At 70.6% G+C, this 21,990-nt stretch carries 9 protein-coding genes; 2 read left to right on the top strand and 7 right to left on the bottom strand.

The features are described 5' to 3' along the window. Nucleotides 1-15 precede the first annotated feature (15 nt). The 6 genes from ACLII4_RS07595 to ggt all read right to left on the bottom strand — a co-directional run bounded on the left by ACLII4_RS07595 (nucleotide 16) and on the right by ggt (nucleotide 14,903). Nucleotides 16-2,964, bottom strand: a complete 2,949-nt coding sequence (locus tag ACLII4_RS07595; RefSeq protein ID WP_412070300.1) for a TonB-dependent receptor — start codon at nucleotides 2,962-2,964, stop codon at nucleotides 16-18. Between the two features lie 14 nt (nucleotides 2,965-2,978). Continuing rightward, entirely contained in the window at nucleotides 2,979-4,637 is a 1,659-nt protein-coding gene (locus ACLII4_RS07590; RefSeq protein WP_412070299.1) for a hypothetical protein, read from the bottom strand. Between the two features lie 78 nt (nucleotides 4,638-4,715). Then, entirely contained in the window at nucleotides 4,716-6,965 is a 2,250-nt protein-coding gene (locus ACLII4_RS07585; RefSeq protein WP_412070298.1) for a T9SS type A sorting domain-containing protein, read from the bottom strand. A gap of 49 nt (nucleotides 6,966-7,014) precedes the next feature. After that, nucleotides 7,015-9,249: a hypothetical protein gene (locus ACLII4_RS07580; RefSeq protein WP_412070297.1), complete on the bottom strand. Its 2,235-nt coding sequence runs from the start codon at nucleotides 9,247-9,249 to the stop codon at nucleotides 7,015-7,017. 214 nt (nucleotides 9,250-9,463) lie between these two features. Further along, nucleotides 9,464-12,601 (bottom strand): carboxypeptidase regulatory-like domain-containing protein, encoded by a 3,138-nt coding sequence (locus ACLII4_RS07575; RefSeq protein ID WP_412070296.1) that lies wholly within the window; start codon nucleotides 12,599-12,601, stop codon nucleotides 9,464-9,466. A gap of 559 nt (nucleotides 12,602-13,160) precedes the next feature. After that, nucleotides 13,161-14,903, bottom strand: coding sequence for a gamma-glutamyltransferase (gene ggt, locus ACLII4_RS07570; RefSeq protein WP_412070295.1), 1,743 nt, complete (start codon nucleotides 14,901-14,903; stop codon nucleotides 13,161-13,163). A gap of 247 nt (nucleotides 14,904-15,150) precedes the next feature. On the opposite strand from ggt, the gene ACLII4_RS07565 reads away from it, so the two are divergent. Both ACLII4_RS07565 and ACLII4_RS07560 read left to right on the top strand, forming a co-directional pair. Continuing rightward, nucleotides 15,151-17,925, top strand: a complete 2,775-nt coding sequence (locus tag ACLII4_RS07565; RefSeq protein ID WP_412070294.1) for a TonB-dependent receptor — start codon at nucleotides 15,151-15,153, stop codon at nucleotides 17,923-17,925. Nucleotides 17,926-18,054: 129 nt separating this feature from the next. Further along, entirely contained in the window at nucleotides 18,055-19,365 is a 1,311-nt protein-coding gene (locus ACLII4_RS07560) for an aminotransferase class V-fold PLP-dependent enzyme (RefSeq protein WP_412070293.1), read from the top strand. Nucleotides 19,366-19,615: 250 nt separating this feature from the next. Here ACLII4_RS07560 and ACLII4_RS07555 read toward each other — a convergent pair whose 3' ends face one another. After that, nucleotides 19,616-21,982: a prolyl oligopeptidase family serine peptidase gene (locus tag ACLII4_RS07555; protein ID WP_412070292.1), complete on the bottom strand. Its 2,367-nt coding sequence runs from the start codon at nucleotides 21,980-21,982 to the stop codon at nucleotides 19,616-19,618. Between the last annotated feature and the right edge of the window lie 8 nt (nucleotides 21,983-21,990).

Here is a 21,990-nt window from a genome sequence, read left to right as displayed (position 1 = left end):
GCCACGCCCCACGCACTAGAACTTGTAGCTCAGCCCGAACACGATGTGCCGGGGGGCCAGGAAGCGGGCCGGGTTGAAGGGCGGGACGCCCGACGAGTTGGGGTCCTCGTAGCGGGGGTCGCGCAGGAAGCCGGGCACGTCGTAGCGGGCGTCGCCGCGGAGCGACTCGAGGTAGGCGCGGGGGTCTTGGCCCTCGGGCACCTCGATCTCGGGGTAGGCCTCGCCTGTCACCGGGTTGATGATGACGCTGTTCTGCTGGTTGAACAGGTTTTCGACCTCGAGCGACAGGTTGAGGTCGCTGGCGCCGAGGCCCAGCTTGCGCTCGACGCGGAGGTCGAAGTACCACCACGGCTTGCCGACTTCGGAAAAGCGGAGGGCGGGGTCGTCGACGGTCTCGTAGATCGGGCGCCAGTCGCGCTCGCCAGTGAACGGGTTGACCTCGTTGCCGATGAACTCGACCGGCGTGTAGCGCTGGCCGCTGCGGAACGTCGTCTGCAGGAAGACGCGGTAGCGGTTGAGGCCGGGGATCCCGAGGAGGGGCGTGTCGGCGTCGCGGCGGAACGTCCCTGAGATCTTGAGGTCGAGCGGGCGGTCCCACGCGAGCGGCGTCTCGAACGTGTTGTCCGTGTTGCCGTCCTGAATGAGATCCTGGAGCGCGTCGTTGTTGGTCGACGACAGGCCGGTCGCGCGCGAGTAGCTGCCCGAGAACTGGCCGATAAACCAGTCCGCGACGCGCTTGGTGTAGCTCAGCTCGATGCCGCGGACGCGCGCAAAGTCGCCGTTGACGCGCAAGGCGCGCGAGGTCTCGCGGCCCGTCGCGTCCGCGATCGAGACCGAGGCGACGGTGATAAAGTCGAACTTGTCGCGCCAGAACGCGGTCACGTTGAGCGCGTCGTTCGCCGTGATCTGGTTGCGGACGCCCAGCTCGTAGGCGATGTCGATCTCGGGGTCGAGCGTCGGGTTGCCCAGGTCGGAGAAGAACGAGCGGTCCTGGTAGAACGGGTCGAGGTTCGTGTAGACGTAGGTCGGGTGCGGCAGGCGCATCGAGTGGCCGTAGCTGAAGAACAGCACCTGGTTGTCCCTGATCGGGAAGCTGACGTTGAGCTTGGGCAGCAAGCGCGCCTTCCAGCGGAGCCCGAACAGCGAGGTCGTCTCGTCGAGGTACTGCTCGCGCAACGCGACCGGGATCGTGAAGGCCGAGTCGGCCACCAGGTCGTCGACGTACTTGCCGGCGGCCCAGCCCTCGAAGCGGGCGCCGACGCTCGCGATGAGCCCGTTGTAGCGGAAGCGGTGCGTCGAGTACATCGACGCGCGGCGCGGCTTGACGCGCCAGATGTCCGACGACTGGCCGAGCCGGTTCGACTGCGTAAACGTGCCGTCGGGCAGCTGGATCGGGGCGCCGACCCAGGGCCGCGAGATGTCGATCCACTGGTAGTCGTTGAGCGTCACCTCGCCGCCGGCCGTCAGCTCGTAGGCCTCGGACGCGGTGAAGTGGGTGAACTCGCCCCGGGCCGTGACCTGCTCGGCGAAGTGGTCATGCCAGTCGGTCGCGACGCCGCCGTTGTTGAAGAAGCCCGGGCCAGGGAGCACGAAGAGGGCCGTGTCGGCGGGGACGTCCGTGGGGTCGCCGAAGACGGAGCCGGGGAAGCCGGGGATCGAGAACGGGTCGAGCTCGGAGTCGACGTTGTCGGGGCGCCAGTCGCGGCCGTTGGCGTCGGCGCGCAGCCGCGTAAACAAGCGCGAGACCTGCAGTTCGTAGATCGACTGGCGGCCGACGGCGTGCGTGAACAGCAGGTACGCGAGATTGGCGTCCTGCGTGTACGTGTTGGCCTGGTCGGGCTGGAGCGCGAAGTTGTACTGGAAGCCCGGCGCGACGACGGCGTCGTTGCCCGTGATCCGCAGCATCCGCGTGTTCTGGTTGACCGCGAGCGACCGCTGGTAGCTGCCGACGAGCTTCATCCCACCGCGCGGGAGGATGACCAGCTTGCCGAGCCCGTTCCACCGGTTGCCCCGGCGCGGCGCCCACACGTCGCCGTCGGCGATGGAGCTGTTGACCTGGCTCGGGACGGAGGAGAACGACGAGTCGGGCGTGGTCAGCGTCCGCTCGAAGCCGTCGCCGAACGTGCCCTGGCCCGAGGCGAAAAAGCGGATCTTGCCCGGCCAGATCGGCCCGGCGATCGACGCCTCGATGTTGTCCTCGTTGAACGACGAGCCCCAGTCGCCGCCAAAGTCGTCGCGCTGGAGCGAGGCGGCGGCCTCGAACGAGTCGGTCCCCTCCCGCGTGCGGATCGAGACCACGCCGGACGTGGCGTCGCCCACGCTCGCGTCGGCGCCCGTCGTGACGACCTCGACCTCGCGCAACGCGTTCGCCCCGAGGTCCAGCCCGAAGCCCGTCCCCGCGAGCGGGTCCTTCGCGCTAACGCCGTCGACGACGTAGCCGGTCTCGGTCGCGCGGCCGCCCCGGATGTACAGGCCCGTCGGGTCCTGGGTGACGCCGGCCTGGTTCGAGATCACGTCCTGCACGTCGCGCACGGGCCGGGCATCGATCTGCTCCTCGGAGATCGTATACGCGCTCTCGGCGCGCTCCACGTCGATCAGCGGCGCCTCGCCGATGACCACGACCTCGTTCTCGGAGCCCAGCAGCGCCTCCTCCATCTCGACGTCGAGCCGGGTCGTCTGCCCGTTCTGGACGTTGATGCCGGTGAACTCCTTCGTCGCGTAGCCGACGTACGAGACGCGGACGGTGTAGTCGCCCGCGCGCAGCCCCTCGATGCGGTAGTTGCCGTCAAGGTCGCTGGCCGCGCCGCGCGTCGTGCCGAGCACGAAGATGCTGGCGTTGATGATCGGGAACTCGCTGTCGGGGTCGACGACCGTGCCGGCGATGGCGCCCTGGGCGGCGGCCGGGCCGCTCGCGGCGAGCGCCAGCAGGACGAGCGCGAGCGCGCCGAGACGGGAGAGAGTCATAGGAAAGGTCGGCATCAGCGCTTGGCGAGGCGGCCGGAGCCAGTCGGGAAGTCGAGGCCGTCGAGCATCATCGCGAGCGCGGCGACGACGCCGTCGGTGCCGGCGTCGGCGACAAAGAGGGGGTTGGGCCCGGCGAAGAGCGGGAGCGCGAAGAGCGCCGAGCGGCGGTCGGCGCGGATCGAGGCGACGACCTCGGGCCCGGTCCAGGTGTCGGTCGGCACGTTGTTCTCGTAGAACGACATCCGGTACAGGGGGATGTCGTCGGGGCCGACGGCGTACGGCAGCGCGCTCGTGATCAGACGGTCGGCGCGGAGGGTCGGGAGCGGCTGGCCGACACCGGGGACGGGCTCCTGGGGGCGGACGAGCGTGCCCGCGTCCGCGCGCAGCGAGCGGACGCCGTCGGGGAACGTGATCAGGTCGCCGAGCGGCAGGATGTCGATGGCCGCGTTCGCCGTCCCGCCTACGTCCGTGCCCTGTGGGAGCGTCACCGGGACCTGCACCAGGATCCGGCCGCCGTTCTCGAAGAACAGGTCCATCACGCTCGCGGCGCGCGGCAGGTTGTTGCCGACCGACGTGTTCGTGACCGAGCTGGAGACCCAGTAGATCCGGTCCCACAGCGCGACGATCTGGCGCAGCGTTGGGTCGGGCGTCGTCGGGAGGGCGGCCGAGAACTGCGGCGAGGCGGCCGTGAGCGGCGTGCCCGACAGGTCCCACTCGTCGTAGGACGCCGTCCCCTGCGCGCCGAGCGCGTCGCGGGCGACGCCGAGCACGGGGCCGGGGGCGCCCTGGCGGACGTCGTTGACGAGCAGCACGTCGCTCGTTACGCGGCGGACGAAGAGCACGCCCGTCGGTTGGCCGTCGGCGCTGAGCGCGGGGTAGCGCACGGTCCGGCTAAAGGCCTCGGCGGCGTCGACGGCGCGGAGGTAGACCACGTTGTCGGCGTCGAGCCGCAGGCCGGGCAGCGTCTCGCCGGTGTTGCGGAAGCTGCGCCCGGAGAACACGCGAGCGTCGGTCGTGCTCGCGCGCGGGTCGGCGGCGACGAGCGACACGAACGTCACGTCCGGGTCGAGCCGGACGAACGCCGTGGTGTCGTTGAGCGCGATCTCGATGCCTGCGAGGTTGGCCTCACCGTCGATGTCGTCGGCCGCGAACGAGAACGAGAGGACGGGCCACGTCGAGTCCGGCGGGGCCTCGGCGGCGACGAGCCGGAGCGTCGGGTTCGAGTTGACGATCGGGAAGATCGTCCGGGCGGGCGTCGGGTCGAGCGCGCCCTGGTCGTCGATGGCGCGGACCTCGACGACCACGTCCGCCGTCGAGGCGCCGGCCGGGATCTCGAGCCGGATGGTCGAGTCGCGCCGCGTCGTCCGGGCCCAGCCGGCCTCGGCGGCCGGCGGGGCGTCGACCTGGAAGGAGCGGACGTCATACGCCGTCACGACGCCGTCGGGGTCCGTCCCGGACCACGCGACGTCGACCGTCGAGATCAGGCGGCGCGTGCCGAGGTCCTCGCGCAGGTCGGTCGAGCGGACCGACAGCTCGGTCTCGGGGGCGGCGTTGCCGTCGGCAGTGCCGTCGAACCCGGCGTCGCAGGCAGCGACGGCGAGCAGCGCCAGCGCCAGCGGCGCGAGCCGCCACCTGCTGGCGACCGTCGGAGCGTGGGGGGTCGGTCGGGACACGTCGTCGGGGCGGATGGGTCGAGAAAAGGACCGGCCGGCGCTGTTACACGCCGGCCGGCCGGCAAGCAGGTGTCCGAGTTACCGGACGACGGCCAGGCGGGCCGTGGCCACGTCGCCGTCGGCGACCATGCGGAGCACGTAGACGCCCGAGGCGAGACCCGAGAGGTCGGCGCTCACGTCGTGGCTACCGGCAGCGCGGGCGCCGTCGGCGAGCGTCATCACCTGACGGCCCGTCGTGTCGAAGACGCGGAGCGAGACGTCGGCGGCCGTCGCCAGCTCGAAGCGGACGCGGGCGGTGCCGGTCGCCGGGTTCGGGAACGCGCCCACGAGGCGGGCGGCGCCCGAGGGGATGCCCTCCGTGCCGACCGCGTTGGCCGTGCCGATCGACTCCTCCAGCGTGGTCAGCGCGAGCTTGTAGTTGCCGAACGAGTAGTACAGCGGGCCGCGGATGAACTCGAAGACGTCCCCCTTGGTGAAGACCTCGGCCGGGTCCCCACCGGCGTACGAGACGCCGTCGCTGAAGTCGTCCGCCCGGAGGGGCGTGGCGTAGTCGCCGCTGGCGAACAGGAACTCGCCGAACGGCCCGCTCGGATCGTCGGCGTTCGTCGCCACGATGCTCGCGTTGGGGAACGAGAGCAGGATGCCCTCGTGCTGCTCGGCCGTGGCGTCGCCATCGGCCCCGCTGAAGAGGTCGGTCGTGACCTCCTTGTAGGCGTACGGCGTGCCGGTCCCGGTCGTCGTGAACGTGAGGTCCTCCAGGGCCGTGACCCCGAAGTTCTCGTCCACGCGCGCCTCGGTGATGGTGATCTGGTCGCCGACGGTGAGGCCGGGGTCCGTCGTGTCGAAGTAGATCCAGACGCCCGAGAAGGCCGCCAGCGAGGCGTCGTCCTGGATCGTCGCGTAGTAGCGGACGGTCCCGCTGCTCGACGTGCTCGTGAACGCGGACTGGACCGTCGCGCCGAGGTCGAAGGGGATCGGGTCTTCCGTCGTGATGCCCGAGCCGCCGACGCCGCCGTCGGGCGTGGCCTGGACCTGGAAGATCGACGAGATCGGCCCGTCGACCACCAAGCGCGAGACCGACGCGCTGGGCGTCGAGGCGTTGTTCTCGTTGTCGACCGCCGTGATCGAGTACGTCACGAAGTCGCCGGCGGCGACGCCGGTGATGGTCCCCTCGTAGAGGTCCCCGGACGTGTTCGTCAGGTCGACGGTGCCGGAGGCGCCGCTGGTCGTGGTGTACGCCACGGTGACGCTCGAGACCGTGTTGCCGTCGGTGCCCGGGAGGACGGTCGCCGAGATGTCGACGCCGGCCGGCGTGGCGAGGCCGGGCGTGTTGATGGTCACGATCGGCGGGGCGACCGCGATCACGAAGTCGGCCTCCTCGAAGGGGCTCAGCACGTAGTTCGCCTCGTCCGGGACGGCGTAGTCGAACGAGCCGTCGTCGCCCTGGAAGATCAGGAAGCCCTGCACGTTGACGATGCCCGTGGCCGGGGGCGTGAACGGCTCGTCGATGCAGCCCGGCGCGGAGCCGGCGGTCGGGAAGTAGTCCGAGTCGCGGTCGTTGCGGAAGCAGACCGACGTGTCGTACTGGTTGATCTGCGAGTCCTGACCCGGCGACGAGTACAGCACGTCGACGCGGTCGTTGGACGAGATGCTCTGGATCAGCTCAACGGCCTCCAGGCGGACGTACTGACCGTTGTACGACTCGTACTGGTCCCAGTCGATCTGCGACTTGACCTCGCCGGCCACGTCGAACGTGTCGTGGAGGTCGTCGGTCGTCACGACGACCGGCTGCACGAGCGGGTCCTCGGGGCCGTAGACGGTGCCCGTCGCCGTGGCCGACTCGACGGCGACCTGGGAGGCGGAGCCGCCGTTGCCCTCGAACACTTGGACCTCGCCGCAGATGATGAGCTCGTCGCCGGGGAAGAAGGCCTGGAGCGTGCCCGAGCCCGAGAAGTCGATGACCTGGGTGCCCATGCCCTCGACGCCGTCGGTGGCCGCGGCCACGTCGCGCATGTAGGTGTGGATCCCGCCGGGGATGCCCTGGGCGTTGAGGCTCCGGATGCCGGACTTGAAGGGGTCCGTGAGCAGGACGGCCGTGAACTGCACGCGTTCGCCCACGAGCACCGGGGAGACGAGCTCCTGGATCCGCTCGATGGTGAGCGAGGCGCCCTCCGCGTTGAGGAGGTCGACGTTGCCGGCCGGGATCGCGTTGATGTCGCGGATGGTGACTTCGGTGAAGTCGGTGCCGGCCGTGCCGGTGCACTGGGCCACCGCCGGAGCGGCGAGCGCCAACGCGGCGGCGAAGACGGCGAGAGTAGAGAGTCTCATTGGAGAGTTGGGATGTGTGGGGGTCGGGGGGACGACAGCGCCGAGGCGCCTAGCGAAGGATGACGAACTTGCCGGTCTGGATGTCTCCGGAGTCGAGATCCTGGACCGAGAAGAGGTAGAGGCCGGACGAGATCCGGAGCGAGTTGTCCGAGAGCAGGTCCCAGGCGTGCGTGCCGCCGGCCACCTCGCGCGCTCCGGCGGCGAAGTCGTTGAACCAGCGGATGTCGCCGGTGTAGGTGTCGGCGTCGTGGTCGAGTTCGGTGACGATCTCGCCGGCGAGCGTGTAGACGCGGATCTGGCAGCGCGCGGGCAGGCCGGTGAAGTACAGCTTGCGCTGGGTCGCCAGCGGCCCGTCCCACGCCGCGCGGACGCGGTACGGGTTGGGGAAGACGCCGACCGTCGCGGCGGCACCGGGCGCGGGGCCGGGGAAGACGCGGACGGCGTTCGAGACGACCGACGACTCGAGCGATCGCAGGCCCGACACGTCGTCGCCGCCGTCGAAGGCGGTCACGGAGAAGGCGTACTGGAAGCCGTCGAGCAGGCCGTCGGCGACGAAGCGGTACTCGTAGGTGGCGGGGTCGCCGGGGAACGTCGCGGGCGTGTCCAGGCGGATGGCCTCGAAGCCGTTGTTGAAGCCCACGTCGTTGCCCGGGCGGTCGTACTGGGCGATCAGCCCGGCCTCACCGAGCACGTTGCCCGCCCGGTCGTCGCCGGGGTCGGAGCGGTAGATGCGGTAGCCCTCGAAGTCCTGCCGCCCGGTGACGGGGTCGATGGAGCCCTCGGCAGCAGAGTCCCAGTAGAGCACGGCCGCGCCCTCCTCCAGCGCCACGCGCAACAGCGGCGACGACGGCGGGGACGGGATGAGGAAGCGGTCGAGCACGCCATTCCCGTTGAGATCCTCGCCGGGATCGAGGCGGCCGTCGTAGTCGGCGTCCTCACCGGCGTACGTCTCCTGGGCCCAGAAGACGTTGTTGCGGAGCTGCGCGCGCGAGGCCTCCGTGTCGGCCTGACGGCCGGCCGGGACCGTCTGGAACTCGTCGGGCTTGAGGGCGGCCACGAGCGCGAACGTGGCCGTCACGCTCCTGCCCGGCGCCAGCGACGGGAACGGGCCGACAGAGGTGAGCCCGATCCAGTTGCCCTGGGCAACGCGCCCGGCGGTCTGGATCTGGCCCTCGCCGGTGCCATCGCCGTAGAAGGCGTCGCGCGCGGCGAGGTACTCGGCTTGCGAGTCGAAGCCGGCCGGGGACGGGAAGGGCTGCTGCATGCGCTCGTAGCGCTCGAGGTCGTCGGCCGGGCGCGACAGGCCGGGCGTGGGGTCGCTAAAGAGCCAGAAGCGCGGGTTGAAGACCGGCGACGCCAGCCCCAGGCTGGCGTACTCGTCGGCCACGAAGGGGTGGAAAAAGCGGGTCTCGGCGGACCGCCCGGCGCCCCCGGCGTCCTCCCACTCGGCGCCCAGGAAGGCGACCGACCCGTACGTGTTCAGGCTTTCCTCGACGCCGCCCGCGTTGAAGGCGTAGCTCACGAACTGGCTGTCGGTCGCCGCCTCCAGCAAGGCGCCGGTGTCGGCGTCGTAGCGGGGGTAGCCGAAGACGCCGCGCGCGCCCTTGTTGAAGAACGCGCCGCCGCCCTCGGTCGTCGTCACCACGTTGCGGACGACGAGGTCGTCCCAGATGCCGACCCAGACGTCGTCGATGGGCTGGCTGGACGTGTTGGTGATCTTGTACTCGACGATCACGAAGTACTCCGTGAACGGGAAGCTCCAGGCGTACGACCGCTGCTCGACGGTCAGCCCCAGCTTGTTCTGCACGTCGGGCTGCGGCGTGTTCGTGCCCGGCAGGACAGCCGCCGTGTCGGAGTAGACCGTCAGGAAGTCCTGCTGGCTCGTCGCGAAGGGCGAGAAAAAGGGGCTCGTCGCCAGCGACGATTGCCGCGTGAAGACGGCCTCGGGCGCGAACTCGAAGCCCGCCGCGCCCGGCGAGTAGCCGCCGCCACTCGTGATGGCACCGGTGCGGACGGTGATGACACCGTCACCGCGCCGGCCGCCGACCCAGAGGCCCGCCTCGAACAGGTGCTCGACGCCCGAGCCCAGCGGGTACTCGAACGACGGGAGCCCGGCGGGGTCGTTGCGGACGCCGGGGCGGCCCAACGTCCCCACGTTCGTCTGGGACAGGCCCGTGTCGCCGACGTCGGTGGCGACGCGCTCGAAGGGCTGAGCGCTGGCGGGCGCCAGCAGGGCGCAGGTGGCCAGGAGCACGGCCGCGCGTGCGGCCCGCAGGATCGTCATGGAACGTGGAGTCGGTGGTGTGCCGCCGGGCGGCCGGACGTGAACAATGTATCCAGAGGTCCGGCAGACGCTAGGGAGCCCGGATGAAGTGACGGCCTGTGCCCGCCGTCCGCGCGGGGCGGATCGGGATGCCCAACCACAACCCCTTAAAACGAGGGCGGCCCCGCCCTCCGAAGAGAGCGGGGCCGCCGGGCCTTGCCGTGTCGGTCGAACGCTAGAAGTTGTAGCGCAGGCCGAGCTGCATCCGCCAGCGCGACGCAAAGTCGCTGACCTCAGCCACCGTGTCGGGCGTCTCGAACTCCAGGATCTGACGGCCGTCGGCCGTGTAGCCCTGGAAGTCGACGAGCTCGAACCGGTCGCCCACCGTCTCGACGTCGCCGAGGTCGGAGCCGAGCAGGTCGAAGACGTTCTGGATGTCGAGGGTGATCTCGACGTCCTGGCCCGTGATCGTCTCGATGCTCTGCGCGATGCGGGCGTCCAAGAAGTGGAGCCACGGCGCGCGCGTCGAGTTCCGCTCGAAGATCTGGCCCCGCTGGCTGCGGAGGTCCTCGTTGGCCTCGATGAAGGCGTCGAACGCGGCGTAGTCCGCGTCGCTCATCTCGACCTCGCTCCGGTCGGCCGGGATGTAGGCGAGGTCGGCCCGGTCGAACCCGTCGCCGTTGAGGTCGTCGCCACGGAAGTAGACGAACGAGTACGGGCGGCCGGCCTGGCCGTCGTAGATCAGCGAGAGCGTCGTCGCGAAGCGGTCCGCATACGCGATCCGGTACGAGGCCGTCGCGAGCACGCGGTGGGCCACCTCGAAGTTCGAGGTCGTCGACGGCGGGTCGTTGACGTCGAGCCCGACCGTGAGGTCGCGGACGTTGGAGCGGGCCTGGCTGGAGGTCACCGAGTTGATGTCGTTGACCTTGCCGAACGTGTAGCTCAGGCTCGTGCCGAGCGCGGGCATGGCGCCCGTGCCGATCGGCTTCTGGAGCTGGGCCGTCGCGTTGACCGCGTAGCCCTTGTCCGTGTTCGTCAGCACGATCACGTCCTGGTAGTCGCCCGAGATCGCCGCGCGGCGGACGCCGGTGCGGCCGTCGACCGTGGACGGGTCGAGCACGAACGGGGTCCGGTTGAGGCTCTTCCACTGGACGCCGTCGACGACGTCGGTGTAGAGGAGCTCGCCCGTGGCGACGAAGCCGCCCGGGAGCTGCTGGTCGACGGCGAGGTTCGAGCGCCAGACGGTCGGCGACTTGAAGCCGGGGTCGGTCAGGTTGATCTCGGCCGAGCCCTCGGCGAAGCCGAAGTCGGCGGCGGTGTACTGGTTGGCCGGGTCGGTCCGGAAGCCGCCGGCCGCCGCGATGTCGTTCGCGCTGAAGACCGCGACGCCGCCCAGGAGGGTGCCGTCGTTCGAGAACGAGTTCGAGATCCAGACGGCCGGGTTGGAGCCGTTGAAGAGGCCCGTGCCCCCGCGGACCTGGGTCTGGGACTCCGGCAGGGAGTAGTTGAACCCGAAGCGCGGCTGGAAGACCGGGTTGCCATTCGGCACCTCCGTGTTGTCGAAGCCGAACAGGCTCTCGAACGAGGCGCCGTTGCTGGCGGCGTAGGCCTGCGACGGCGAGTCGAAGTAGTTCGCCATGTCGACGCGCAGGCCGGCCGTCAGCTTCAGGTTCTCGATGCCGGACCACTCGTCCTGGGCGTACACGCTGAAGTTGGCGTACGCGAAGTCCGCGAGGGGGCGGTCCTCACCGGGGATCGCCGAGTAGTTCCGCTCGTAGCGCGAGGGCCGCGCGTTGCGGAAGTCCTCGAGGTTGTTGAAGCGGTAGTACCCGTAGAAGTTGCGGATGAACAGGTTCGAGAACTGCGAGAACGTGTTCTGCGTGCCGACCGTCACCACGTGGTCGCCCACGAAGTAGTTGAAGTCGTTCGCGATCTCGAGCACGTCGGCGTCGATGTTGTTGGCGCCACGGAACTGGTCCGGGCCCGCGACGACCGTCGAGCGGCCATCGGTGCCGAGGCCGCGGATCTCGATGGACGGGAACGCCGGGAACTCCAGGACGGAGGGCTGGCGGTTCGTCTGGAGCGAGGCGCGGAACAGGTTGGCCATGTTCTGGCCGAGGATGCTCTTGAGCTCGACGACGGACGAGGTGTTCGTGTTCTGACGCGTGTAGAGGCGGTCCTCGAGCGTGTAGAACGAGGAGCTCCGCGAGATGCCGTCGTCCTTACGTCCCTGGACGTAGTTGAACCGCGCCGTGAGCTTGTTGGCCGGGCTCAGGTTGTAGTCGAGCCGGCCGAAGAGCTTGGTCGAGGTCGTGGCCGCGTCGAAGGCGCCGATGGTGCCCGTCTCGCGGCCGTACTGCGACGAGAGGATCGACTGGATCTCCTGGGCGGAGGCGACGTCGTTGAACGTGCCCAGGATGGGCTCGTTCGTGTCGCCGATCTCGACGCTGCCGAAGAAGAACAGCTTGTCCTGGAGGATCGGGCCACCCAGGCGGCCGCCGTACGTCACGTCGGTAAAGTCGCCGAAGGCCTCGCCGTCGGTGTCGGAGCCGACGAGGTCCTGGTTGCGACCGAGGCCGTAGACCGAGCCCGTGAAGGTGTTCGTGCCGGAGCGCGTGATGACGTTGATGTTGCCGCCGGTGAAGCCACCCTGCGTCACGTCATACGGCGCAATCGCCACGCGGAACTCGCTGACGGCGTCGAGCGAGATCGGCTGCGTGCCGGACGAGCCGCCCGGCGAGCCGGAGCTCTCCAAGCCGAAGGCGTCGTTCAGCGCCGCGCCGTCCACCTGGATGTTGTTGTACCGGCTGGCGGTGCCGCCGACCGAGGTGCCGGCCTCGCTGCCGCTGCCGACCTGCGAGAACTGGGGCGTCAGGCGCGTAAAGTCCGTCAGGCTCCGCGAGATCGTCGGGAGCCGCTCGATCTCCTCCTCGGAGACGTTGGTGCCCGTGCCGATGTTGGACGACGAGATGATCGCGTTCGACTGCCCGACGACGACGGCCTCGCCGATCGTCGCGTTCTCGGGGGTCAGCTGCACGTCGATCTGCTGGTTCTCACTCAGCTCGAGGACGATGTCCGTGATCTGGACCGTCGTGTAGCCGACGAACGAGACGGTGAGCGTGTAGGGGCCACCCACGCGCAGGTTGCGCAGGTTGAACTGGCCGTCGGACCGGGTCGAGATGCCGTAGCGCGTGCCCGAGGGCTCGTGGACGGCGAGGACCGAGGCGGCGGGCAGGCCGATGCCGGCTTCGTCGATGACGGTGCCGTTGATGGCGGCCGTCGTGACGCCCTGGGCGGAGGCGGTGGGGGTGCCGGCGAACAGCGCGAGCGCCGCGAGGGCGAGGCTGAGCAGGCGGAGCGTAGAGGTACGCATGGAGGGTCGGGGGGGTCGGAGGACTCGGCGCCAGAGGGGCACCGCGGAGGACGGCGTGAACCTATCCCCCGCCTCCGGGGGAACCGGTGCAGATCAGGTGAGCCCTGACGGTTTAACGGCTCGATAACCCTTCCCTCACGGGGTCCTCACAGAGCGAGCGGGGAGGCTCGCCCGCCCAGACGATGGGCGATGCATGAGTGCCGCCCCTCGGGCGCCGCCCGATCCCCTGGCGCCCCCCACACGCTGAGGAATCACGAATGCCCACCCTCACCCTGGCGTCGCCGACGCCACGCGTGGTCCCCCTCTCTCCCGAAGCAGGACTGCTCCGTGCTTGGCGTAGAGCACCCACCTTGTCATCCTGAATGAATGTGAAGGACCTCAACGCCACCCTTCGAGTCGTTGGGGCCGGCTCGGAACGGCGTGAGGTCTCGGCGTTGAGATCCTTCGCAAGCTCAGGATGACAAGTCTCGGGCGGTGAGAGCTAGCACTCAACGTCGCTGCTCTCCCACAGGGGAGAGGGGACGTCATAGGCGACGGTGCTCCGATCCGCGAACGCGCCTCAGTACCCGACCGCCGCGTCCTCGCCGCGCGGGTCGGCGCCGCCCAAGAGCAGGCGGCCGGCCGTGCCCGCCTCGACGGCGTCTAGCCCGGAGGGGTCGGTCGAGGACCGCGCCTCGTCGTAGACCACCTCGATGGCGTCGACGCGGCTCCAATGGCCTCCCGACTCGTCGACGGACCAGCCCCGCTCGATGAGCGCCACGACGGCGTCGAGCGCCAGCCCCTGGTTCTCGTAGTACAGCACGTCGGGCAGCCACTGGTGGTGGACGCGCGGCGCGGCGACGGCCTCTTGGATGTCCATCCCGTGGTCGATCACGTTAAGAATGGCCTGGTACGTCGCCGTGATGATGCGCGGGCCGCCGGGGCTCCCGATGACCAGCCGGAGCCGCCCCTCCGGATCCTCCACGATCGCCGGCGTCATCGACGACAACATCCGCCGGCCGGGCCGGACGGCGTTCGCCTCGCCCTGCACGAGCCCGAACATGTTGGGCTGGCCCGGCGCGGACGTGAAGTCGTCCATCTCGTTGTTGAGAAAGAACCCGGCGCCCTCGACCACGACCAGCGATCCGAACCCGCCGTTCAACGTCGTCGTGACCGAGACCGCCGTGCCCTCGTCGTCGACGACCGAGTAGTGGGTCGTCTGCATCGACTCCGCCAACCCGCCGTCGACGCCTGTGCTGGAGTCGGCGCGCGTCGGGTCGAAGTCGGCCATGCGGCGGGCGGTGTAGGCCGGGTCGACGAGCGCGGCGGTCGGGATGTCTGCGAAGTCGGGGTCGCCGAGGTAGCGGGCGCGGTCGGCGAACGAGCGGCGCATGGCCTCGCCCATCAGGTGGACCGTCGCCGACGAGTTGAACCCGAGCCCGCCGACGGGGAAGGGCTCGACGGCGTCGAGCATCTGGATGAGCGCGATGCCGCCCGACGACGGCGGCGGCATCGACAGGATGCGGTGGCCCCGGTACGTCCCCACGAGCGGCTCGCGCTCGACGGGCTGGTAGCCGGCGAGGTCGTCGAGCGTGATGAGCCCGCCGCCCCGCTCCTGCTCGGCGACGATCAGCCGGGCCGTCTCGCCGGTGTAGAACCCGTCGCGCCCCTCGTCCCGGATCCGGCGCAGGACGGCGGCCAGCTCGGGTTGGCGGAACGTCTCCCCTGCCGCGTAGCCGCCGGGCTGGGTAAAGTGGCGGACCGTGCCCGGATACGGCGCGAACCGGTCGGCATACGCATTCATCAGCTCGGCCTCCTCGCGGCTCAGCGGGTAGCCTTCGGCGAGGCGGATCGCCGGCGCCAGCACGTCCGCGAGGGGGGCCCGGCCGTACGTCTCGTGGGCGTGGAGCAGGCCGGCGACGGCGCCCGGAACGCCCGACGCGAGCGCGCCCCGGCGGCTCAGCTCGGGCTGGATGGCGCCGGCCTCGTCGACGAACATGTCGCGCGTGGCCGCCGCAGGGCCCGTCTCGCGGTAGTCGATCGTCGTGGCCGTGCCATCGGGAAACCGGATCACCATGAAGCCGCCCCCGCCGACGTTGCCGGCGACCGGGAACGTGACCGCGAGCGCGAAGCCGGTCGCCACGGCCGCGTCAACGGCGTTCCCGCCGCCCCGCATCACCTCGACACCGGCGGCCGAGGCGTTGACCTCGGCCGAGACCACCATCCCGTTCTCGGCGCGGACCGGCGGCGAGGTCGGCGACCGCTGCGCGCGGCACGCGGACGTGAGGATGAGGGCGGCGAGGAGCGGGGCGAGGCGGGCCATGACGGGTGCAGTGGGGGCCGCAACCTATCGCTTCTGGCCCCGGCCGCGCGCGGACCAAACCCGACGCACCACGCGGGCGCCATCGGAGCGGAGCACAACAAATCTTCACAACAAGGACATCGCAACCTATGTTGCCAGGGATAACGGTCTACGCCGTCCGGCGGCACAGACCTCGGCCCGCATCCAAGACTCCGCCCTGTGGCCAGGATGAGGGCCCATTGCTCCTCACCACCAACGCCCCGGGACTATGCGACTTGCCACCCTCCTCTTCGCCCTCGCGCTCGCGAGCGCGGCCTCCGCCCAGACGGGCACCATCACCGGGACGGTCACCGACACGGGGGGCGGGCCCCTGACGGGCGCCAACGTCTCGCTCGCCGGGCTCGCCGTCGGCGGCGCCGTCGGGCTCGACGGCACGTACCGGTTCCAAGCGACGCCGGGCACGTACGAGCTGCGCGCCAGCTTCCTGGGCTACGCCCCGCAGCGCCTCTCCGTCGTCGTCCGCGCGGGCCAGACCACGACGCAGGACTTCATGCTCGCGGAGGACTTCGTGGGCACCGACGAACTCGTCGTGCTCGGCGGGCGCGGCGAGGCCCGGACCGTCGTCGAGTCGGCCGTGCCGATCGACGTGATCTCGCCGGCCGAGATCGAGGCGACGGGCTTTACCGACACCCAGCAGATCCTGGCCGCGGTCATCCCGTCGTTTAACGCCCCACAGGCGTCCATCACCGACGGCTCCGACCACGTCCGCCCGGCGACCCTCCGTGGCCTCGGTCCGGACCAAGTCCTCGTGCTCATCAACGGGAAGCGGCGGCACACGTCCGCGCTCGTCCACGTCAACGGCTCCGTGGGCCGCGGCTCGACGGGCATCGACCTCAACGCCATCCCGCCGGGCGCCATCGCGCGCATCGAGGTGCTCCGCGACGGCGCGGCGGCCCAGTACGGGTCGGACGCGATCGCGGGTGTCATCAACATCGTGCTCAAGAGCGAGCCCGGCTTCGACGCGGGCGCCAGCTACGGCCAGTACCTCAGCACGACGCAGCGGGGCTACGACCCGGACGAGGGGCTCCTCCCCGGCGAGGGCGCCGGCGACTACAGCTTCGACGACCCCGGCGAGGCCGGCTACCAGCTGACCGGCGGCCCCTCCGACGAGACCTACACCGACGGCCAGACGCTCAACGCCCACGTCGGCTACGGCACCATGGTCGGCAAGGGGACCGTCTTCGTGACCGGCCAGGTCCGCCGCCGCGACGAGACGAACCGCGCCGGGCTCGACCCCCGCCAGCAGTACTACGACGGCTTCCAGAACGACCCGAGCTTCGACCCCCAGTTCACCGAGGCGACGTTCGACCGGCTCAACCACCGCTACGGCAACGGCGACTTCACGGAGCTGAGCCTGTTCGCCAACGCCGAGGTCCCGGTCACAGACAACGGCGTCGAGGCCTATGCCTTCGGCGGGGCGACCACGCGCGACGGCGAGAGCGGCTGCTTTTACCGGCGCTCGCAGGACAACCGGACGAACCGCGGCCTGTACCCCGACGGCTTCCTGCCCAAGATCAGCGCCGTCGTCAACGACTACGCGCTGGCGGGCGGCGTGCGCGGCGCGGCCGGCGGCTGGGCGTTCGACCTCAGCGAGGCCTTCGGCACGAACGACTTCACGTTCAACATGACCGACACGCACAACGCGTCGATGAACGACGGCCAGACAGCGTTCGACGCGGGCACACTCGCGTTCACGCAGGCGACGACCAACTTCGACCTGTTCCGGGCCTTCCAGGTGGGCACGGCCTCGCCGCTCGGGCTCGGGATCGGGTTCGAGTACCGCTACGAGAACTACGAAGTGCGGGCCGGTGAGCCGAACTCGTACCTCGACGGCGGCCGGCTCGTCGCCGACGGCCCGAACGCGGGCGCCTCGACGTCGCCGGGCTCGCAGTGCTTCTCGGGCTTCCAGCCCGCGAGCGCCCAGGACGAGAGCCGCAACAGCGGCGCCGCCTACATCAACGTCGAAGCCGACGTGCTGCCGGGCTGGCTGCTGAGCGCGGCGGCTCGCGCGGAGACCTACTCCGACTTCGGCAACACACTGACGGCCAAGGTGGCCACGCGGCTGGAGCTCACCGAGGCTTTCGCCGTCCGCGGCGCGGTCTCGACCGGCTTCCGCGCGCCGTCGCTGGCGCAGGCGTGGTTCACGTCCATCGCCACCAACTTCATTGATGGCGTGCCCTTCGAGGTCGGCACCTTCCCGGTGACGAGCCCGACGGCCGTGGCGCTCGGGGCCACCCAGCTCGACGCCGAGAAGTCGCTGAACGCCTCGGCGGGCGCGACATTCACGAACGCACGCCTCTCGCTGACGGCCGACGTCTACTTTATCGAGATCACGGACCGGATCACGTTCACGGAGAACTTTACCGACCCGGCCGTCCGCGCCTTCCTGCAGGGCCGGGGCATCAACGCCTCTGGTGGCCGCTTCTTTACGAACGCGCTCGACACGGAGACCGTCGGGCTCGACGTGATCGGCCGCTACGGCCAGCCCGTCGGCCCGGGCACGGCGCGGCTCTCGTTGGGCCTCAACGTGACCGACACGCGCGTCACGAACCTCAACGCGGATGGCGTGGTGCCGGCCCCGGCGCAGCTCCAGGCCCTCAACCAGCCCGACCTGGTCGGCCGCGTCCGCGTGGGCGACTTCGAGGTGGCCCAGCCGGACAGCAAGCTGCTCCTCCAGCTCGACTACGACCAGGGCCCCTTCGGCGCCTTCGTCCGGACGAACCGCTACGGCGAGGTCACGTCGCTCAACGCCGACCCGGCGCGCGACCAGACCTTCGAGCCGCGCTTTATCACGGACCTCGAGGCGCACGCGTCGGTCCGCGACGGCATCCAGCTGGCGCTCGGCGCGACGAACGTGTTCGACGTGTACCCGGAGCGCCAGTTCAAGGCCAACAGCTTCAACGGCATCTTCGAGTACAACGGGTTCTCCCCGTTCGGCTTCTTCGGTCGCTACGTCTACACCCGCTTGCGCGTGGCGCTGTAACGCACGAGACCGTTCGCTGACCGGCCGAGCCTCCTCTCCTCCACGGGCGAGGGGGCTCGGTGATGGGGATGGCTCCCACTGTCGGAGCGCCCGCATCGCTCAGAAGTGGCGGGAGCCGTACCCTGGCGCATGACCCATCGCCGCGACTTTCTCCGCCGGGCCGGGCTGGCGTCCGCTGCCGCCCTCACCGTCTCGCCGACGACCGCGCTCGGTCAAACCGCCGACCGGCTCGCGAGCCCTCCGACGCCGCCCACTGGCCCGCCGCGAGAGGCCGCGAGCGACGAGGACTACTGGCGGCAGATCGCCGAGAAGTACCGCGTCACCGACCGGACAACGAACCTGGAGGCGGGCTACTTCGGGATGATGGCCGCGCCGGTGCTGGCGGCCTACCACCGGCATACCGACCGCGTAAACCGTGAGAGCTCGCTGTTTGCCCGGCGAGACTATCCCGAATTGGAGCGCGCGTCCCGAGACCGGGTGGCGGCGGCGCTCGGCGTGGCGCCGGGCGAGATCGCGTTCTCACGCAACGCGACGGAGTCGCTGCAGGCACTTATCGGCCAGTACAACCGGCTGGTGGCGGGCGAGACGGTGATGTACGCCGACCTCGACTACCCCGCGATGCAGCGGGCGATGGACGGGCTCGCGGCGCGGCGCGGCGCCCACGTCGCAACGCTGACGATTCCGGAGCCGGCGTCGCACTCAGCCATCCTCGCCGCCTACGAGCAGGCCTTGGACGCGAACCCCGGCACCCGGCTCTTGCTGCTCACGCACTGCAACAACAAGACCGGGCTCATCCACCCCGTCCGCGCCATCGCCGCGCTGGCACGCGCGCGCGGCGTCGACGTGGTCGTGGACGCAGCGCACTCGTTCGGGCAGGTCCCGCTCGCCCTCGGCGACCTCGGGGCCGACTACGTGGGCCTCAACCTCCACAAGTGGGTCGGCGCGCCGGTGGGCGTCGGCGCCATGTACATCCGGGCGCCGGGGTTGGACGGCATCGACCGGGCGCATGGCGACCGGGGCAGCCTGGAGACCATCGACAGCCGCCTGCACACGGGCACGACCAACTTCGCCGCCGTCCTCACGGTCCCGGACGCCCTCGACTTCCAGGACGCCATCGGGGTCGAGCGGAAGGCGGCGCGGCTCCGCTTCCTGCGCGACTCGTGGGTGGCCCCCGCTCGCGAGATCCCAGGCGTCGACATCCTGACCCCGGACGACGCCGACCTGGTGGGCGCCATCACCAGCTTCCGGCTGCACGGGCGCGGCTCACGCGAGGCGAACCTCGCGATCTCGGACACGCTCCAAGACGAGTTCGGCCTGTTCACCGTCCAGCGCGGAGGGATCGCCAACGGCGACTGCGTCCGCGTAACGCCAGCCCTCTACAACTCCCCCGCCGACGTCGACCGGTTGGTGGCCGCGCTGGCCGTGATGGCCGCGCGATAGAGGCCCAGAGGGGCTGGCGCCAGCAAGGACGGGGCGGGCGACCTCGCTCTTCTCAGTCCCCTCCCCCCAGCGGGGTGATAGCGGTTGGTATCGCTCTCAAACCCCATCCGCCGTCATTCCCGCGTGCGCGGGAATAGACGGCATGTTGAAAGATCCACGGCCACTGACGCCCCCCTATCAGCCCCAGCCGGGGGGAGGGGTCATGTTTCCGACAGTTCAGACGTTTCCGGCTCGGCTCCGCCAGCAGGGCTCAGCCCTCGGTCGGGTCGCCGCCGCGCTCCGGGCCAACGGTGTGCTCGATGAGGTCCAGGATGCGGGAGAGCTTGTCGGCCCACGAGGTCGGCTCGCGGTAGCCGTGGGGCTCGACCGGCGCGATCGCCAGCTCCCAGTCGCGCTTGCCGAGCTCGATGAGGCGCTGCGACAGGCGGAAGATGTCCTGGGGCTGGACGTTGTCGTCGACCAGGCCGTGCGTCATCAGGAGCGGGTCCTCCAGGCCGGCGGCGAACTCGATGGGCGACGACCGGAGGTACGCCTCGGGATCCTGGAGTGGCGTGTTCAGGATGTTGCGGGTATAGGTGTCGTTGTAGTGGGCCCAGTCCGTGACGGACCGCATCGCGGCGCCGGCGCCGAAGTGCTCGGGCTCGGTAAAGAGCGCCATCAGCGTGATGAACCCGCCGTACGAGCCGCCGTAGATCGCCACGCGCTCCGGGTCGATGCCGAACTCGGTGCCGACGTAGCGGCTGGCGTCGACGTAGTCCCCGAGATCGCGCCCGCCCATATGGCGGTAGACGGCCGTCCGCCAGTCGCGGCCGTAGCCGGCGGAGGCGCGGTAGTCGAGGTCGAGGACGACGTAGCCCGCGTCCGCCAGCAGGTTGTGGAACTGGAACTCGCGGTGGTAGCCGCTCCACCAGCGGTGCGCGTTCTGGAGGTAGCCCGCGCCGTGGACGAACAGGACCGCCGCGCCGTTCGGCGTCTCGGGCCGGTAGATCCGCGCCGGCACCATCGCGCCGTCGCTCGCGGGGACCTCGATGATCTCGGCCTCACGCCACGGGTAGGCCGTCCACTCCGGGTTGACGGAGTCCGTCACCTGCGTCGCGTCGCCGCCGAGCGGCTGGACGTAGACCTCCGGCGGGCGCGTCGACGACGAGTGGAGCAGCGCGAGCCGGGTGCCGTCGGGCGAGAGCGCGGCGTCCCACTTGCCGACGCCCTCGGTGACTTGTTGGCGGTCCGCCCAGCCGTCGGGCGCATTCGGCATGGTCCAGACGTGGCGCTGGCCGAGGTCGCCCTCCGACGTTTCGAGCACCCAGAACGAGCCGTCGGCCGAAAGCGTCGCCTCTTCGATCTCGAAGGCGCCCTCGGTGAGCGGCGTCACGGCGCCGGTGCCAAGGTCGGCGGCGTAGAGGTGGCTCCAGCCGGTCCGCTCGGAGTGGAACCAGTAGCGCCCATCGGGCAGGAAGCCGCCCGCGCTGCCGCCGCCCCACCACGAGATGCCGGGCCCGGCGACCCACGCCTCGTCGCGCTGGCGATCCAGGACCCGGAGCGCGCCGGTCTCGGCGTCGAGCCGGACGAGCCAGCGGTCCTTGTTGTCGACCGTGCGGATGTCCACGACGGCGACGCCGGGCGTCGGGCTCCAGGCCAGGAACGGCAAGAACTGGCGCGACGAGTCGGTGGCGGCGTCGGAATAGTCGGGTGCGTCGAAGGCGCCGGGCAAGGTCGAGAGGTCGATGCGGAGCGTCGTGTCCCTGTCCGTGTCCATCACGAACAAGTCGGCCCCGACGCGCGGGCCGCCGACCTTGGGGCGGGCGCGGATCTCCTCGGCGACGCCGCTGGCGGTCACGTAGTCGACCATCCGCGTCCGCTCGGCGTCCACGTCGTCAGCAAGCGTGAAGGCGACGAACCGTCCGCTGGCGTCCGCATCGAGGGCGCCCACCTCGCGGTCGCCGATGTAGTAGACCGGCGGGGCGTCTGGGGCGTCGCGCTCGCGCTCGATCTCCGCCAGCGAGTCGCGGCGCACGCCCTCGCGCACGACGTCGAGCAGGCGGCGCTGCTGGTCGCGGAGGTAGGCCTCGGCCTCCCCGGGCTCGGTGTCGCCGGGCTCCTTCCCCTCGCGGAGGTCGATCAGCTGGCGGACACCGCCGTCGGCGAGTTGAAAGAGGGCGTCGCCGGAGCGGTAGACGAGCGAGCCGTCGGCCAGGAAGACGGGCGACGACTCGCGGTCGGCGGTGCGCGTGACGTGCTCGACGCGGTCCGTGCCAGGGTGATAGACGGTGAGGTCGCCGCCGCTCGACGTGACCACGCGGCCGTCGGGCGCGGTCTCCCGACCGGGGGCGCCGCCGAAGCGGGGCGCGAGTGCCCGGCGCTCGGCCGGGGCCACGCGCTCGGGCGCTCCGCCGGTCGGCGCCACGCGGTACAGCGAGTCGGCCGGGAAGGCGCCTTGGGGGTTCCAGCGGAAGTAGACCGCGTCGCCGTCGACGGTCCAGAACGGCTCGCTGGGCCAGGACCCGACCCAGGTCTCGGGCCGCTGGGTGATGAGGTCGACGGTGAGCGTCGGGCGGTCCTGCGCGGCGGCGGGGACGACGACGGCGAGGACCGCGAGGGCGGCGAGGACGGAGCGCATAGGGGAGA

The organism is Rubrivirga aquatilis, from assembly GCF_046845665.1.
In the GTDB taxonomy this organism is placed as follows: Bacteria; Bacteroidota; Rhodothermia; order Rhodothermales; family Rubricoccaceae; genus Rubrivirga.
Note: the sequence above shows the minus strand (reverse complement) of the source record. Positions and strands in the feature narration are given on the sequence as shown.

Coding starts and splice junctions, on each gene's coding strand:
- ACLII4_RS07595 (WP_412070300.1), bottom strand. CDS start 2,964: ATGACTCTCTCCCGTCTCGGCGCGCTCGCGCTCGTCCTGCTGGCGCTC.
- ACLII4_RS07585 (WP_412070298.1), bottom strand. CDS start 6,965: ATGAGACTCTCTACTCTCGCCGTCTTCGCCGCCGCGTTGGCGCTCGCC.
- ACLII4_RS07580 (WP_412070297.1), bottom strand. CDS start 9,249: ATGACGATCCTGCGGGCCGCACGCGCGGCCGTGCTCCTGGCCACCTGC.
- ACLII4_RS07575 (WP_412070296.1), bottom strand. CDS start 12,601: ATGCGTACCTCTACGCTCCGCCTGCTCAGCCTCGCCCTCGCGGCGCTC.
- ggt (WP_412070295.1), bottom strand. CDS start 14,903: ATGGCCCGCCTCGCCCCGCTCCTCGCCGCCCTCATCCTCACGTCCGCG.
- ACLII4_RS07565 (WP_412070294.1), top strand. CDS start 15,151: ATGCGACTTGCCACCCTCCTCTTCGCCCTCGCGCTCGCGAGCGCGGCC.
- ACLII4_RS07560 (WP_412070293.1), top strand. CDS start 18,055: ATGACCCATCGCCGCGACTTTCTCCGCCGGGCCGGGCTGGCGTCCGCT.
- ACLII4_RS07555 (WP_412070292.1), bottom strand. CDS start 21,982: ATGCGCTCCGTCCTCGCCGCCCTCGCGGTCCTCGCCGTCGTCGTCCCC.